Below are 16402 nucleotides of genomic sequence, written 5' to 3'. Positions count from 1 at the left end.
GTTCGCTCGCTTAACCCGTTAGGCCACACTCTCAGCGCCTTGCCTGAGAAATTTTTAGCCGATAACAGGCCTGTTTAATTAGTGTTAACAGGCCCTAGTGCACCTGATGCACGGATTTCCTGCTCAGATTTCTGTTTTGTTTCTTTATAACTACGTGAGTCTTATGGATAGTTTTAAAATTCCACTCGGTGAATATATCGAGCTGTTTTTCGACTGGTTGGTGGACAACACCTCCGGTTTCTTTGATGCCATGGCCGAATCACTGGAATGGCTGATTACCTCCAGTACCGATGCACTGACCTGGATGCATCCCGGTATTTTTATTGCGGTTCTGGCGCTGTTTGCATTCTGGCTGCACCGCTCTTTCGGGTTGGTCGCTTATGCGGTTCTATCACTGTTACTGATCTGGAATATGGGTTATTGGATCGAAACCATGCAGACCCTGTCTCTGGTTCTGTATGCCACTCTGTTCTGCATTTTACTGGGTTTACCGATCGGTATTTATGCTGCTCATAACCCGCGTTTATATACTTTGTTGCGCCCGGTGCTTGATCTGATGCAAACCGTTCCGCCCTTTGTATATTTAATTCCAACCCTGACATTGTTTGGTCTTGGTGTTGTTCCCGGGCTGATTTCCACCATTATTTTTGCTATTGCCGCACCGGTACGTCTGACCTATCTGGGGATTTCTGAAGTGCCGAAAGAAATGGTTGAGGCAGGCCAATCCTTTGGTGCGACCCGCTCACAATTATTATGGCGGATTGAATTACCGGCGGCGGCCTCCAACATTGCGGCCGGTGTAACTCAGTGCATTATGTTGTCGCTGTCGATGGTGGTGATTGCGGCGCTGGTTGGTGCTGATGGCTTAGGTAAACCTGTGGTCCGGGCGCTGAACACGGTAGATATTGCCAGCGGTTTTGAAGCGGGACTGGCCATTGTTCTGTTGGCGATTTTACTCGATCGCCTGTGCAAACAACGGGAGCAGGTGAGCTGATATGATCGAAATTAAACATCTTGATGTGGTCTTCGGTCCACAACCCCAGCAGGCGCTGGCATTACTTGATCAGGGCCTGGAGCGTGAACAGGTACGTGCACAGAGTGGTTCTCTGGTTGCTGTTAAAGACGCATCGTTAACGGTAAAGCGCGGTGAAATCTGTGTATTGATGGGGCTGTCCGGTTCCGGTAAATCCAGCCTGCTGCGTTGCATTAACGGTCTTAACCCGGTGGCCCGTGGATCGGTCAATATTGAGCACAATGGTGAAATGCTCGACTTTGTCGGTGCCGATGAGCAGACCAAACGGGATATCCGTATGCGCCGGATTTCTATGGTATTCCAGAAATTCGCATTAATGCCCTGGCTGACCGTTGAAGAAAATGTTGCGATGCCGCTGGAGTTACAGGGCTTGCCGAAAGCTGAAATTAAACGCCGGGTCAGTGAGCAGCTTGATGTCGTGGGCTTATCCGAATGGCGCAAGCTTAAACCGGGTAAGTTATCCGGTGGTATGCAGCAGCGGGTTGGTCTGGCCCGGGCGCTGGCGATTGAATCTGATATTTTATTAATGGATGAGCCGTTTTCCGCACTGGACCCGCTGATCCGTACTCAGTTGCAGGACGAGCTTTTGCAACTGCAGGAAAAGCTGAAGAAGACCATTATTTTTGTCAGCCACGATCTTGACGAAGCGCTGAAGCTTGGCAGCCATATTGCCATTATGAAAGATGGCGAAATTGTGCAGCATGGTAAGCCGGAAAGCATTGTTCTCAATCCGGCGAACGATTATGTGCGTGATTTTGTTGCCCATACCAATCCGCTGAATGTATTGCGTGCTGGCTCAATAATGCGTGAGTTAGCGGATATGCCGCAGCAGGAACGCGGCTATTGCCTGAGTAAACGTCATGATTATTGGCTGAGTACGGATGGTAATAAGGTTCAGGTTAAAGATCAGACCTTTGCTGTTCAGTGTTGGCAGCAGGGCGATGATATCAGCGCCCTGCAGCAAATTCCTACCCGTGTGGGAGCGCGTACTGCTATGCGGGATGTAATGGAAATCCGTTACCACACCGGCCACTCGGTTCTGGTGGGCGATGAACAGGCGATATCCGGTGTGGTCGGTGATAAAGAGCTGTATCACACGCTGTTGGGCAAAATGATGTCCGACGACTAGTATCAACATTAGGTTGATGCCGTAATTTGGCCTTATAAACAGGCGGTAATCTCCGTCTGTTCTGGTCAGATATCCACGGAAATCCCTGAGATTTCCGGGATTCATTCATAATAAGGAAGGAGAGAGTCTTTTGAAAAAAGTACACTTATCCCTGGCCATCGCGGCCATCAGTGCAAGTGCGGTGCCTGCTGTTGCATCGGAATCAATCAGCGGTGGCTTCTGGCTGAATCATGCTATTGATGCTCAGAATGAAAATGTTGATGAAGTGTCTTATGGTGATACCAATTACGAAGCGCTGATTCTGTATATTGATAAAACCGATGAAAAAACCGGCTGGCAGTTCTCGTCAGAAATGCGTTATGGCACTGGTGCCTTCACCGATCCGGCGAATAACAATACCGGTGCTCATTTTGGTTTCCATAAAGCCTGGGTGGGTAAAACCTTTGGCAAGGGTGAGCTGAAAATCGGTAAATCTCAGGTGCCTTTTGGTTGGGCAACCGTTAACTTCTGGCCTGGCGATGAGTTGCTGGGTGGTTATGCCGACCAGATGGATGTCGGTGTGAAGTGGAGTGCCGATCTGGGTGCGGTTAACTATGACGTTGCTTACTTCCACGTTGATGACTTTGGTTCCAGCACCGAAACCATGGACGACGGCGGTCACTGGGGCAGCACAACCACTTACCAGAAAACACAGACCTTTGTGCTGAACGGTGCGTACGATCTGGCCGACAAGCAGAAAGTGGGTGCCTCTTACCAGAACGGTAAATTGCGTGATCTGAGCGGTGCCAATGCCGATCGTCCGTATGTTGGCGAGCATAATGCCGCCGTGGTGTATTACGAAGGTGAGTTCAACAACTTAGGCGTTAAAGCCCAGTATATGATCACCGAGCGTGATCTGACTGATATTGGTGGCTTTAGTGGTGCTCCTAAAATTAAAAACGACCGTAAAGCGGTTACGCTGACTTACAGCATGGGTGATTACCTCTTTTATGTGGATTACACCAATGCTGAAGCGAATACCAAGGGGAATACCGTTGGCTCTGCCGACAGCTGGGCGCCGGGTGTGAGCTATAACTATGGTCCGGGCTGGTTCTACCTTGAATACGTATCCAATGATGGTGATATCGGTGAAGACGGCGAAGTCGTTGATGGCGACTACGATGCACTGTACCTGACCATGGATTATTATTTCTGATTAAACAGACGTAATAAGACCATAAAAAAACCGCAGCTCAGGCTGCGGTTTTTTTATGGCGTCAGGTTATTTTTATGAAACCACGTTGTGTTCCCGGCCTCAGCGTTTTAACGCCAGCAGGCCGAATTTTTTGCTCAGAATTTTGTCGAGCAAGGCGAGTGGAATCCAGCGTTTCATAAAGGGCAGTGCGCGGCTGCCATTGCCGATACGGATTACCGGGTCCGGCTGGCTTAATAACTGTGCCATTAATTCGCGGGCAAAATCCGTTGCCGGAGTCGGGTTGTCCTGTGAGGCTGTTGCCCGAGCCTGTATCTGTTTTTTCAGTGGTGCGTAGAGTGAATCAGGCTGAATCAGATTGCCCAGATTAGCGAGTGAGTTATCACCGAATTTTGACTGAATTGCACCGGGCTGAACGGTAATGACCTGAATATTAAAGGGTGCCAGCTCCATACGCAGAGCATCGGATAGGGCATGCAGAGCGGCTTTGGTGGCGCAGTAGGCGCCGGAAAACGGCGTGGTCAGGATGCCGGAAACAGAACCAATGTTGACCACCTGAGCCGGATGTTTTTCATTCTGACCGGCCTGTAATAACGGCAATAAGGCTTTAGTGAGCGCTATGGGCGCAAATACGTTGGTGGCAAACTGCTGTTGCAGCGATTCGCTGCTGAGCTCGGCCACCGGTCCCATCGCGGCGTAACCGGCATTATTAATCAGGCAGTTCAGGTGGCCTGAGCGTTCACGGATAAGTTCAGCCGCCTGCTGAATATCCGCCGTATTATTCACATCCATCTGCAGAGGGATCAAATGAGTGCTGGTCAGGTTATTCAGGCTGTCGGTATTGCGCGCCGCGGCATACACCAGATAACCATGACGCAGAAATTCTTCGGTCAGGGCGCGGCCAATACCTGAGGAGCAGCCGGTAATCAGAACGGTTTTATTATTCATGGACATATTGGCAATCTTTTAATTGTTATTGGTCAGGGTGCCACAATTCTGTGACAGGATTGTGGATGGCCTTTTTCTTTTCATTTTCTGTAGTGTGTTTGTTGCATCTTATCAATCCGGGATGCACCGCATCTTATAAGTCCGGGATGCGTTGCACCTTATAAATCCGGGATGCGCCGCACCTTATAAGTCCGGGATGCGTTGCATCCAGGGTTGCGCCTGTTCCAGCTGTTGGGCCAGCTGCAGCAGAGTGTTCTCATCGCCCATTGGCGCAATAAACTGCGAGCCCAGTGGCAGGTTATTGGCCGTCCAGTATAACGGCACCGACATCGCCGGCAGGCCGGTCAGGTTGGCGAGCTGGGTAAAGGGCAGTTTTTCCAGATTATCCAGCGCCATCTGTTTCACCATGCCACTTTTCAGCAGAAGTTTGTGCAGGCCAAAGGCATTGATCACTTTCATGGCTACTGCTTCCCATGCCGGTGGCTCAAAGCTGCCGATGGGTACAGGTTCAGAGCCCAGTGTTGGGGTTAACAGTAAATCGTAGCGCTGATGAAACAGGTGCATGGTCTGGGCAAAGTCATTCCAGCGGCGCTTGGCCTGCACGAAATCTCCGGCGGAGATGGTTTTACCGAGAAAGCCCAGCACTTTGGTGGCGTCTTCCACATCCAGATTACTGATGCGGCTGCCTAACTGCTGCGCCATAAATTCAAGGTCGGCCGCGACATGGCCGAAATACATGGTCAGGTAACTGTCGGCCAGCGCTTCGCCATCCAGACGGATGTCAACCGGCTCCACCTCGTGGCCGAGTTGCTCCAGCAATTTGACGCTGTGCTCAACGGCGGCAACGGCCTCAGCGCTGACCGGGCGGCCGATAAAGGAGGTACTGGTATAACCGATACGCAGTTTGCGCAGCGGCTGGTTCAGGCATTCGAGATAATTATTACGGCTGCGCAGCGGGTAGGGGCTGGAGCCATCGGGGCCTGCGATCACATCCAGCATGGCGGCGCTGTCACGCACACTGCGGGTGAGAACATGCTCGGTCGCCGCACCGTCCCAGAATTCCTGCGCATAGGGACCGGTCGGCACCCGGCCACGGCTGGGCTTGAGGCCGAACAGACCACAGCAGGCCGCAGGGATACGGATAGAACCGCCGCCATCACCACCGGAAGCCATCGGCACAATGCCGGCGGCAATAGCTGCGGCTGAACCACCACTGGAGCCGCCGGGGGTGTGATTCAGGTTCCAGGGATTGCGCGCCGGACCAAAGGCCTTGGGTTCGGTGACGCCCATCAGCCCCAGTTCCGGCGTGTTGGTTTTACCAAAAAATACCAGGCCGCTGCGTCTGAAGCGGCTGGCCAGTTCACTGTCGCGTGGTGAAATACGGCCTTTTAATGCATTGCTGCCGTTGCTCAGCGGTGTACCTTCGACTGCACAGAGCAGGTCTTTCAGTAAGAAAGGCACGCCAGAAAAAGGACCATCGGGTAAACCGGCGTTAATTTGTGCGCGGCCGTAATCGTACAGCGGGGTAATAATGGCGTTGATTTTGGGGTTAACCGCTTCGGCCCGGGCAATGGCCAGATCCAGCAGTTCGCTGGCGGAAGTTTCACCGCGCCGTACCAGATCGGCCAGGCCCATCGCGTCATGCTGGCGGTAGTCAAAAGGGGCTGTGTGGACGGCTTCAGCCTGTTCTGTGGCTGGATTACTGACGGTATCGGCGCTTGGCGTTTCCATAGTCTGACCTGCTGATGTTTTTCTTATTGAGGGCCTCTTTATATCAGCCCTTGGCGGTAACGGCCAATGCCGCCGGTGTCAGGTTATGGGTGTTGAGTGTCAGGCGTCAGTGGCAGAAGCTGCAAAGCAGGATCGATCAGCAGGGCATGAACATCCTGCTCCTTAAGCCAGTCGACGGCAGCGGCTTCACGCAGCATGGCAATGCTGGATAAGGTACCGGCCAGCAGGCAGGACGGCGCCAGCACCGTCACCGAGGCCCAGTGGCTGACCGGCCAGCCGGACTGCGGATTCAGCAGATGGCAGTAACGGCGGCCATCCAGCTCAAAATAGCGCTCGTAATCGCCACTGGTGGCCATGCCGCCGCGATACACCGGAAGCTGTGCAATGGCCTGCTGCGGTTTGCGTGGATGACGCACACCCAGCAGCCATGGCTCTTCTCCCTGTGCGGTGATTTTCGGGCCGAGAACGTGCAGGTCGCCGCCGAGATCAACAATGCCCTGATGCACACCGGCATTGCGGGCAATGGCGGCGGCGCAATCGGCGGCGTACTCCTTGCCGATGCCGCCGAAATCCAGCTCCATATCGGCGGGCATCCACAGCTCGTTAGCGTTCAGGGTGAGCCGGCCAAGGCCGATGCGTGGCAACAGGCGTTGCAGATCGGTGTTGTCGGGCAGGGTGGGATGACGGAAATTCCAGACGCTGCGCAGAATGCCGGAGCTGATATCAAACAGGCCGTCGCTCTGCTCAAAGCACACCTTGGCGTAATTCAGCAGCCAGGCGGTTTCGGCATCAATCACGCTGGTTTGCCCGGCGTGTGCATTGAGACGGGATAGCACACTGTCGTGGCGGTAACGACTGTATTTCTGCTCAATACGGCGCACTTCCTCTTCCATCTGTTGCGCCAGTGTATGAATACCGGGCAGGTCGGGCAGATGGAAACAGCAGGGCGACGCCATGGCGGTAAACTCATGGCGGTGCAGGGTCTGTGCTTCAGTAACGGTATTCAATGCCAAGACTCACAATGCTGTAATCGACCAGTGCCGGGGTTTCGTTATTGGTGGTTTGCACCAGGGCAAACTCTTCCGATGACAGATACTGCTGCCAGTCGATACTGAGCGTCCATTGCTGATACAGGATGCGGCTTTCCAGGCCGTAGCTGAAGGCTCCATAAGACGATAACCGCGCATCGGAACTGTTCAGCTGATCATCCGGCGGATTCTGCTCCAGACTGTAAAAATCGGCCTGGGTCTGACGGTAATAGCGCATCATCGGGATAAAGCGGAACGAAAACGGCGCCAGGCTGACGCTCTGTGCCCAGCGTGCTGTCAGGGTATGCGAGCGAATGCCCCAGTCATCGCTGTAGTAGCGGTAATCGCCATGCAGGGCGGCGCCATCCCATAACGGAAAAAAGTGCCGGTACTGGCCACTGATAGTCAGCTGTCCGCGCCGGTCGGGGCGGCGGTCTTCAAATTTATACGGGTCGGACAGGTAGCCGGATAGCTGGGTGTAACCAATCCCAATCTGTACCACGCGGTTTTTATCGATCACCTGCGATACACCTTCGTAAATGGAAACGCTGCGCTTGCCACGACCATCGGCGCGTTGCCGGTCAGCGGAGATTGAGGCATCGCTGGGTGACAGTTCATCCAGCGACATACTGACCGAGCCAAGCAGGGTGGTGTGTTTGTTAAACAATTCCAGCGAGCCGTCGGCCCCAAGGGCAACCGAGCGGTAATCGTTCTCCAGCGACAGCGCCAGATTGGTTCCCAGAGTGCCGTCGAGCTGGCCGTTCAGCGCACCACTGAAATAGCGTTTGGGAGCAACTTTCAGGTCGTAGCGGGTTTCGGAAATGCTGGCGCCACTCATCAGCAATACGCTCTGGCCATTGGCATTCTGATAAGTCTGCATAGGAGAAGCGCCGCTCAGAGTCTCGTACTGAAACTCGCTGTTCAGATACCAGTCATCACCTAATGGTTTGCCGTATCTGAACTGATGAATATCGATACTGTAACGTTCAGTGGTCGGCGTGAAGGTGCGCTCTCGCGGCGCATCGGCTTCCTGATACTGGCTGAAACGATACGCCATGATCTGATCCGTTGGCGCGCTTTCCGCCTGAACCGGCAGGGTTGCAGCCGCCGCTGCCAGAGCGGCCAGAGAATTGAGTGTTTGTTTGCTCATTGTTAATTACAGCCGCATCCGCCCCCGGCGGCCTGACCACCGCCGGACGAGCCTTCCTTGGAAAAGTGAATATGATTGTCGAGCGAGGCTTTCAGCGGGTCGGGCTGCCAGGCCATGATGTCCTGAGCCAGATTGCCCCTTTCCCAGGGTTTGACTGTGGTGCAGCCAGTGCTGAGCAGCAGCATGGCAATAACGAGCACGACTCGGCTGTGCATGATGTCTGTGCTCCGTTATTTCTGTTTCAGTTGCTGGATGACTTCAGCGCGGATTTTACTGATATCGGAGGGTTTGAAGCCCTGATGCACGCTCTGAATCCGTCCCTGACGGTCAATCAGGTAAGAGGTTGGCATACCACGCAGACCAAAGGCGGTGGGGGTTTTGCCTTCGCCGTCGTACAGCGTCGGGTAGCTGACCGGGAATTCTTTCAGAAACGCGCGGGCATCTTTGATGTCTTCATCCAGATTGATGGCCAGCACCTCAAAGCCCTGACCTTTCAACTCAGCGCGCAGCTCGTTCAGCAGTGGCAGGGATTTACGGCACGGACCACACCAGGAGGCCCAGAAATCGACATACACCACTTTGCCTTTATAGCTGGCCAGCGACAGCTGACCTTTCTGCGTTAACAGCGGCAGTTTAAAACCCGGTGCTTTATCGCCGGTCTCCAGTGCCAGACTCAGAGATGAAGTCAGCAGGGTGGTCAGTAACAGTACAGCGGTCATCAGTAAGCGCACAGGCTTATCTCCTTATTAAGCGAAAATATCAAAATCGTTAACCCGCAGCGGATAATTGCTGTTCAGGACGCTTTGATCAACTCCGAGCAGTTTGCGCAGAGCCTGATTTACATGGGCCGGAGTCAGTTTATCGCCGCCGGCGTCGGCTAAGCCGGTGCTGCGGTTCAGCGTCTGGGCGCGGAAGTCGCTGCTGGAGGCGCCGAATACTTTGCCGCCGGTGCTGCCGGGATGCAGCACCATCATACTGGTTACCGGCCAGTGATCCTTACCATTACCGGAATTGTAGTAGGGCGTTCGGCCGAAGTCAGAACCGACGACCACGGTTGTGCGGTCGGCAATACCCGCGAACTGCAGAGCGGCCTGCAGGAAATGAATACCTTCGAGCAGATCCCCCAGTTGCGGATAGGCACTGGAGTCATGGTTGCCGTGGGTATCGAAGCCCCCGATATTCAGGTTGGCCGAAGCGGCCAGGCCACTGTGGAAAGCAGCCGTAACCACCTCGGCCTGGCTTTTCAGGTTATTGGAGCGGTTGGGGTTCCAGTTGCTGTCACGGCTGACGTTGGCTTTGATATCAGCCAGCGATACGCTCAGCTGGCCGAGGTTGCTGTCTTCACTGCGCACGCCGAATAACTGTCCCAGTTGCTGGCGGCGTAAAGGCAGGGCTTCCTGCAGCTGCTGGCGCTGAATGCGGGCTTGCTGGGCGGCGAGCACGGCGCTGTACTGGTCGATACTGCGGTCGCTGCTGCGGTACAGGAAACCCCGGCCGTTGCTGTAATGATTGGGGTCGGCCAGTTCGTTAATAAAATCGGCGTTACTGGCGCGGGCGCGGGCAACCAGCGAGTCGGTAAAGTCGTAGCCTCCGTTGCTGATAAATGCCATCGGCAGGGTTGGGCTGGTGGCTGCAGCAAAGTAGGCCGCCAGACTCGGATAGCCGATTTCCTGCTGACCTGACCATACCACGCGGTTGCCGGTGTCGTGGTTATTGGTACCGGTGTCGATGCCATTGATGATGGTCAGGCGATTGCCATAGGTGTTGAAAAACTGATCAAACTGGCTTTCGATGCGCTGCAGCACCGTATCATCAGCGGAGACAAATGATGGAATGGCACTCCAGCGAATATCACCAAAGGCTTTGGCCGGGTCCAGATCGACGGAGTTGGTCGATCCCAGATGACGATCCGACTGAGCTTCATAAGCACCGTTCAGGCCTTTGGGGTCGCACAGAGACGTTGGATCCCAGCCGCCACTGGCGTTAACCACCACCAAAAACTGTTGGGGAACGGCGGCATGGGCTTTGGGAGTCCACAGCGGCATATGGGCGGTCATGCCGGTGGCAGCCATGAGTTGCAGAAAATGACGACGTTTCATGGCGTTCTCCTTATTCGTAGGCAAAGCGGTAGTCGGACAGCAGATAGGTCATCACCGCCATCCAGGCACGGATACTGTAATGATCATCCCGTTCTATGCGCAGTTCGGTCGGCAGGGTGTCACCTGTGCGGCCATCGGCCAGCCGGTACCAGCGACCACGGCATTCCCACTCCAGTGAAGCGCCCGGATTGGGGTCGTAGTTGCCGCTGTTGGCCAGTAGCTGCTGTCCCTGTGACCAGACCTGATAGAACAGATCGTAGCTGGCCTGCAGCTCACTGCTGTTGATATCAAGCTGTTCGCCCAGCAGTACCCAGTGCAGATGCTGCAGGTTGTGTTTGATCATGCTGATAGCCTGAGCATTAATCGTACCGCTAGCGTCTTCAGGCGTGGTGTTTGGCTCAACAAAGCGGAACAGCTTGCGCTCGGCCGCACTGCGGGTGAAATCCAGTGCGCTGGCGCGGCAGGCCATTTCTGAGGCCATGCGTTGCTGAATGGCGATGGTCAGCCCGCTGGGCTCGCGGATGCGCTCGGTAATACTGTCGGAATCGATGCCGCCGTACATGATGCGGTTGTTTTCGTTGCGGAATTCATCCCAGCCAAAGCCCAGAGTGGCCTGCAGCTTGCGTTGCATCTGCTCCGGGCTGAGGAACTGGCTGGCACCGATATGCTGGTTGCTGACCAGCTTGCCGGCGTCCACGGCTTTAGCGCGGTAGTAAGGGCTCATGATGATGCCTTTCACCCCGGTTTTGATGTTCCAGCCGTCGGCAGCCATGGCCTGACCGATGGTGTTGATAACAGCGCGCTGGCTGTTATAAGCGACCTTGTCGGCGTCACTGCCATTCTCGCCTGGCGATTCCAGCGGTTCCTGGCCAATGATCCCGGTATACAGGGTGCGCATGGTGGCGCGGATAAAGCGCGGGTCGTTGGCGATTTCGGTACCCAGCCACTGCAACATCTTACGGAAATAGCCACTGCTGCCGGATAGTGGAATGGTTTTACCAGCCAGACCTGCGGGTTCTATATCGGAGCTGTCCCAGCGGTTAGGGGAGGTACTGCCGGTCACAATAAACTGGCCGCGGTCGGTAAAGTGCTGGAAAGCAGAAGAAACCGGGTCCATTACCTGATGACAGGCATAGCAGGCCGGATCAAGCAGCGTCGGGTTTGCAGTACCTGTACCAATACCATCGCCCGGACGGTCACCCTCAATTTTCAGAATGTCGGTATCCAGAAAATAATCAAAAACAATACGTGAACGGTGACGGTTGCGGTTGGTTGCGGTGGTTGGATAGCGGTTTAAGAACATCGGAGAGGTCAGCACACCGGCGTGATAGAGGCCGCCTATTTCATATTCGAGATTCTTTTTTACCTGTGCCGGGCGGAAATCGTTCGGGTCGTAATAAACTTTAACACCGTTGGCATCACAAACCGGCTCAGCCAGCTGCTTAAAGGGGGTACCGGAATCAACCAATGTTGCTTCATAGACCTGCTGGCTGTACCAGTTCACCATCATGTAGTCGGCATTCATATAGAGGGTGTGAGGCAGACCGTTTTTGGCGGCGTAACGCACCAGCTCGAGAGGTTCGCGGGCAACGGCATCGTTAGTAAGTGTGCGCACACAGCCACGGATGCTGCTTTGCTCATCCGCTGGGTAAGCATCGTTGTACCATTTACGGTTAGGGTAGTCGTCAGGGTCCAGCAGGTTGACTCCACCTTCAAACTGATTACTGGTCAGGTATTTGTCGGTCAGCAGCTGTTCGTTAAAAGCTTCCATCAGCCACTGATAAAAATTCTCTTCATTCATCAGCTGATTGAGCGCAAGGCTCAGGCCGCTTTCGCCATTATTTTCCACCATGGCAATTTCGCTGTCGGTGGGCAGGCGGCCAGCCAGTTGTAAGGCTGCACTGCGCAGGGTAACGGTCAGTTCGTTATTGGCGACACCTTCCAGTGTGGTTGTGGCAGCGGCAAGGTTATAACCATTGAACGCATAAAGGATGTATTCCGCGGTATCGGTCGCACAGCTGCCACTGCAGCTGCCTACTTTTCCGATGGGCATAGTGCGGCTGATTTCATCCGCCAGAACGCTCAGAGTTGAGCAGGTGGCACAGGCAACCAGTGACGAGCCAATGGGGGTACCGTTACCGTCAACCCCATGGCAGGATGCGCACTGGCGTTCATACTGGCGCTGTCCTTCGGGGTTGTAATTGCCAATCAGAGTGCCATTGCCGCCATTCGACGCGCCGCCAACATCTCCTGAATATTCGCTCTTGCAGCCGCTCAGGGTTGCGCCCAGAGTCAGTAGTAATACCAACCAGAGTGTGTGTTTCATCCTCGCCTCACCGCGTTGAATCATGCCTTCTGCGGGCATTCCTTTTGTTATTGTCCTGATGGATCGGATCTTTTATAGCAGTCATTTAGTGAAAAAACTGTGAACAACGCTCAACTCTGATGATATGACAGAACCGGCAGTGTAATTTTTTGTGGCGCAGAAGGGTCATGCTGTATCTGCTGTAGCCTGTGCCCATGCAGAATACTCAGTAAATGGTCTTTATATGGTACTTCGGTACTCTTTCTTGTTCGGAATAAATCAGCCGCTATTCCCTTCACTGCAAGGTTTGCCTGCTAGACTGAATTCATCATACGGATGGATGAATTATGTCCCAGCGGTTACTTTCGCCAATGGTTTTTATTTGGCTGATGTTTTTTTCTGTCCCTGATGGAATAGCAGCAACCGCTGATATTGCAGAAGGTAACAATAATAAAGAGCGCATTACTGATCATAATGTCCGGACGGCAGAATATACCGATATCCGCACATTAGCGTCCGGGCAGGAGCTGGATCCGGTGTTGCAATATTACGAAGATACCCAAGCGGCTATTCAGGGGGTACCTTCGGCAGCCTTGGCCTGGCAGTACAATCTGCAGCATAAAATGTCTTTTGGTTATACCGATTCTGTGTACTGGTTTCGTCTGGCGTTGAGTAATCCCGGGGATCGGTCCGAACAACGATTCCTCAGTCTTACCTATCCTGTGCTGGATCATGTCCGTGTCTATCACCGCAGTAATGAAGGAGATTGGCAGCAGCTGGAGTTGGGTGATAAACAATCATTTTATCAACGACCGGTAATACACCGCTATTTTGTTATTCCTCTGACGCTGGCTGCCGGCGATGCTGACGAGTGGATATTCCGCGTGGAGACCTCCAGCTCTATGCAGTTTCCACTGAGTATCTGGCAGGAGCGTGATTTTTTTATTCATGACCAGCACCAGATTCTTGGCATGGGTCTTTATTACGGCATTATGCTGATTATGGTGCTGTATAATCTGTTTATATTTCTGGCGGTAAGGGAAGCAAATTATCTGTACTACGTGCTGTATGTTGGCAGCATGGCAGCGTTTCTTGGTAGCTTGCAGGGTATTAATTTTCAATATCTCTGGCCGACAGCTACTGAGTGGAATGACCAGAGTATCATTGTATTCCTCAGTGGCGTTGTACTCTTTGCGGCTATTTTTACCCGTAATTTTCTTAATCTTCAGGAAGTTAACTGGCTTAACCGCTCCTTTGGCGTGATTGTTATTGCTTCTCTGGCCATTGTTGTGGTGAGCAATATTATCCCATATCACACCATGATCCGGGTTTTGATTGCGACGGCGGTGATTGGTATTGGCCTGGCTATTTATGGTGGTGTCTGGCGCTGGAGTCAGGGATATTCTGCGGCCCGTTATTACACCGTTGCCTGGTCATCAATGTTGATCGGTGGTGCGATTCTGGCAATGAATAAATTCAATATTATTCCGCGTAATATGTTTACTGAGAATATCGTCCAGTTTGGCTCGGCACTGGAAGTTATTCTGCTCTCTTTTGCTCTGGCTGATCGTTTAAATCAGGAAAAACGTGAACGTTTTGAGGCTCAGATAGCAGCTTTTGAGCATGAAAAAATAGCCCGCATAGCACAAGAGGATGCGCTGGAGCAGGAGCGTAATGCGCGGCTTGCTCAGGAAAAAGCGCTGGAACATGAACGTGAAGCACGTGAAGCGCAGGCAAAGGCGCTGGAAATTCAGCGTAAAGCAACGGAAACTCTGGAGCTTCGTGTTAAAGAGCGCACCTTAGAGCTGGAAGATGCCAACCGTAAACTGGAGATAATGAGTATTACTGATCCGCTGACGAATGTCCGGAATCGTCGTTTCTTTGATCAGATTATGCAACGGGAAATGGCCCGTGCTATCCGTGAGCGTGAGCCGCTCAGTCTGCTGATGCTGGATGTGGATTATTTTAAAAAGGTTAACGATGTTCATGGTCACCAGGCGGGGGATGAAATTCTGCGTGTGGTCGCTCAGGCTATACGGCAAACGGTACACCGTAATACCGATCTGATTGCGCGTTATGGCGGTGAAGAGTTTATTCTTATTCTGCCCAATACGGAGTTGTCCGGAGCGATGCTGGTGGCTGAGTGTTTACGCAAAACCATTGCTAATCTGAGTTTTGACCGTCTTGCCGAAGGCCTGAAAGTAACGGTCAGTATCGGGGTACATGGTGATGTTCCGCAGTATCAGGATAAGCCAGAACATTGGGTGCGTTATGCCGATGAGGCTTTATATTATGCTAAGGCCAATGGTCGTAATCAGGTAACACATTATCGTGGATGAACGTCGTAAGAAATAATAAAGGATGCATGGCATCCTTTAATATTTTCAGTTATTCCTTGCAGAATGATAGTGCTTTATTCACTGCGGTAGCCAATCCGGAAGCCTCCCCAGTGGCGGCCATTCACATAAATAGGCACGGATAAATCGTGCATCACTTCACCGGTATCCCGCTTATAGGTCTGCAATAAAAATGGCCGGGTGTTGGCGCCGCAACGTGCTCCGGTTCTGTCATTGAAAATACGTTTGGTACGGCTCTGCAGCAGATCTTTGGCGTAATCGCCGGTCAGTGGCTGAGAGAAACGTTTATTATGGGTTGGGAAATAACCATTAACATCAACTGCTCCGGCATAGGCAATGCTGCTGTTGCGTTCAAGAATTGGCTCCTGAATTGCCGGGAAATGCTGATCACTGAACGTATCATAGCTGGTTGAGTATTTTGTTGGACTGGTGCCTTTAATTGGCTGGTAATTTTTATCAAATACCTGATCTTCCGTCAGTTGTCCTTTGCTGATTGTTTCACTGAGCAGTGAGCCTATAGCTTCAGCAGCAGCTATTGCTTCTTTTTTTGCGGTGTCGTGGGGTTCTCCAAGCTCGCTGTTACCAAAGGCTTCGTAAATTTTTTCAGCGGTTTCAGAAAGCCCCAGTGAGCGTTCGGCAATGGAGGCTATTTCATGCTCAGTCAGTTGCAGTCGTTTGCTGGTCTCCTGCACGATGGATGAAATATGGCGGATATTCTGACTATTTTCCTGAACGCTGGATGCAATCGTGCTGATGCTGTGTTCAATTTCTTCAGAGCGATCATAAATATCATTAAGGTGTGTGCTGATTTTTTGTGTCATCTGCACGCCATGGTCAATGGTCACGGTCAGCTGTTGGCTGTTTCCTACGGCATTTTTAATTTCCAGATTGATCTGATTAACGGTATCGCCAATCTGCTGTGTTGCATCGGACGTTTTGGCTGCCAGTGCGCGAACTTCATCGGCCACAACGGCGAAGCCGCGTCCTTGTTCCCCCGCGCGGGCTGCTTCGATTGCTGCATTCAATGCCAGCAGGTTGGTCTGTTCGGCAATGTCGCTGATAACCCGGGTAACGGCTTTAATTTCTTCGGATTTCGCTTCAAGCTGTGCAATCAGTTCAGCATTGGTATTAACCTGCTGTCGGGTTCCTTCCATCTGGGGGATGGTTTCATCAACGGCTTTTTTGCCATGGGAGTTAATGGTTTTGGCTTCACTGGCTGCGCGTGAGGCTTCCTGAGTCTGGCTCACCATGTGTTCAACGGTGTCGTGAATCTGGTTGGCTGATGCAACAATCTGGTCGGTATCGGCAACTTCGTCATGAATCTTGGTTTTCATCTGGTCGGCGGCATACGACATTTCCGCGGCGGCAATTGCAATGCGGCCGCCGTGTTCTGACAGTTTGCTTTTTAATTCGCTGTAAATACTCAGCTG

General features: G+C 52.8%; 13 protein-coding genes. 4 read left to right on the top strand and 9 right to left on the bottom strand.

What is annotated here, in order from left to right; translation table 11 throughout:
- Positions 1-163: 163 nt before the first annotated feature.
- From choW to B3P58_RS01780, 3 genes are all read left to right on the top strand, one after another.
- On the top strand, positions 164-994 hold the full coding sequence (gene choW, locus B3P58_RS01790) for a choline ABC transporter permease subunit (RefSeq protein WP_286715649.1): 831 nt from the start codon (positions 164-166) through the stop codon (positions 992-994).
- A gap of 1 nt (position 995) precedes the next feature.
- Positions 996-2162 (top strand): choline ABC transporter ATP-binding protein, encoded by a 1167-nt coding sequence (choV, locus tag B3P58_RS01785; RefSeq protein WP_286715647.1) that lies wholly within the window; start codon positions 996-998, stop codon positions 2160-2162.
- Positions 2163-2292: 130 nt separating this feature from the next.
- A complete protein-coding gene (locus B3P58_RS01780) occupies positions 2293-3357 on the top strand; it encodes a hypothetical protein (RefSeq protein WP_286715646.1) in 1065 nt (354 codons plus the stop codon).
- A gap of 99 nt (positions 3358-3456) precedes the next feature.
- Here the strand turns inward: B3P58_RS01780 and B3P58_RS01775 are convergent, their stop codons facing one another.
- From B3P58_RS01775 to B3P58_RS01740, 8 genes are all read right to left on the bottom strand, one after another.
- Positions 3457-4308: an SDR family oxidoreductase gene (locus B3P58_RS01775; protein WP_286715644.1), complete on the bottom strand. Its 852-nt coding sequence runs from the start codon at positions 4306-4308 to the stop codon at positions 3457-3459.
- A gap of 177 nt (positions 4309-4485) precedes the next feature.
- Positions 4486-6033, bottom strand: a complete 1548-nt coding sequence (locus B3P58_RS01770) for an amidase (protein WP_286715642.1) — start codon at positions 6031-6033, stop codon at positions 4486-4488.
- An 83-nt stretch (positions 6034-6116) separates the two neighbouring features.
- Positions 6117-7046, bottom strand: coding sequence for an FAD:protein FMN transferase (locus B3P58_RS01765; protein ID WP_286715640.1), 930 nt, complete (start codon positions 7044-7046; stop codon positions 6117-6119).
- Positions 7024-8211, bottom strand: a complete 1188-nt coding sequence (locus B3P58_RS01760) for a DUF3570 domain-containing protein (RefSeq protein ID WP_286715638.1) — start codon at positions 8209-8211, stop codon at positions 7024-7026. Before B3P58_RS01760 ends, B3P58_RS01765 begins: the two co-directional genes overlap by 23 nt.
- A 2-nt stretch (positions 8212-8213) precedes the next feature.
- Positions 8214-8426, bottom strand: a complete 213-nt coding sequence (locus tag B3P58_RS01755; protein ID WP_286715636.1) for a DUF4266 domain-containing protein — start codon at positions 8424-8426, stop codon at positions 8214-8216.
- A 15-nt stretch (positions 8427-8441) separates the two neighbouring features.
- Positions 8442-8942: a TlpA disulfide reductase family protein gene (locus B3P58_RS01750; protein ID WP_260999099.1), complete on the bottom strand. Its 501-nt coding sequence runs from the start codon at positions 8940-8942 to the stop codon at positions 8442-8444.
- A gap of 15 nt (positions 8943-8957) precedes the next feature.
- Positions 8958-10310: a DUF1501 domain-containing protein gene (locus B3P58_RS01745; protein WP_260999100.1), complete on the bottom strand. Its 1353-nt coding sequence runs from the start codon at positions 10308-10310 to the stop codon at positions 8958-8960.
- Positions 10311-10320: 10 nt separating this feature from the next.
- Complete coding sequence (locus tag B3P58_RS01740) at positions 10321-12636, bottom strand: c-type cytochrome (RefSeq protein ID WP_286715632.1); 2316 nt, start codon at positions 12634-12636, stop codon at positions 10321-10323.
- A 326-nt stretch (positions 12637-12962) separates the two neighbouring features.
- On the opposite strand from B3P58_RS01740, the gene B3P58_RS01735 reads away from it, so the two are divergent.
- Positions 12963-14954, top strand: coding sequence for a sensor domain-containing diguanylate cyclase (locus B3P58_RS01735; protein ID WP_286715630.1), 1992 nt, complete (start codon positions 12963-12965; stop codon positions 14952-14954).
- A gap of 74 nt (positions 14955-15028) precedes the next feature.
- Here B3P58_RS01735 and B3P58_RS01730 read toward each other — a convergent pair.
- The coding region (locus B3P58_RS01730) for a methyl-accepting chemotaxis protein (RefSeq protein ID WP_286715628.1) at positions 15029-16402 on the bottom strand (1374 nt) is incomplete at its 5' end.

It is taken from the genome of Thalassolituus sp. UBA2009, assembly GCF_002335285.1.
GTDB classification, from domain to species: domain Bacteria; phylum Pseudomonadota; class Gammaproteobacteria; order Pseudomonadales; family Oceanobacteraceae; genus Venatoribacter; species Venatoribacter alkanivorans.
The sequence above is the reverse complement of the archived record's forward strand: the minus strand, read 5'-3'. Positions and strand labels throughout refer to the sequence as shown.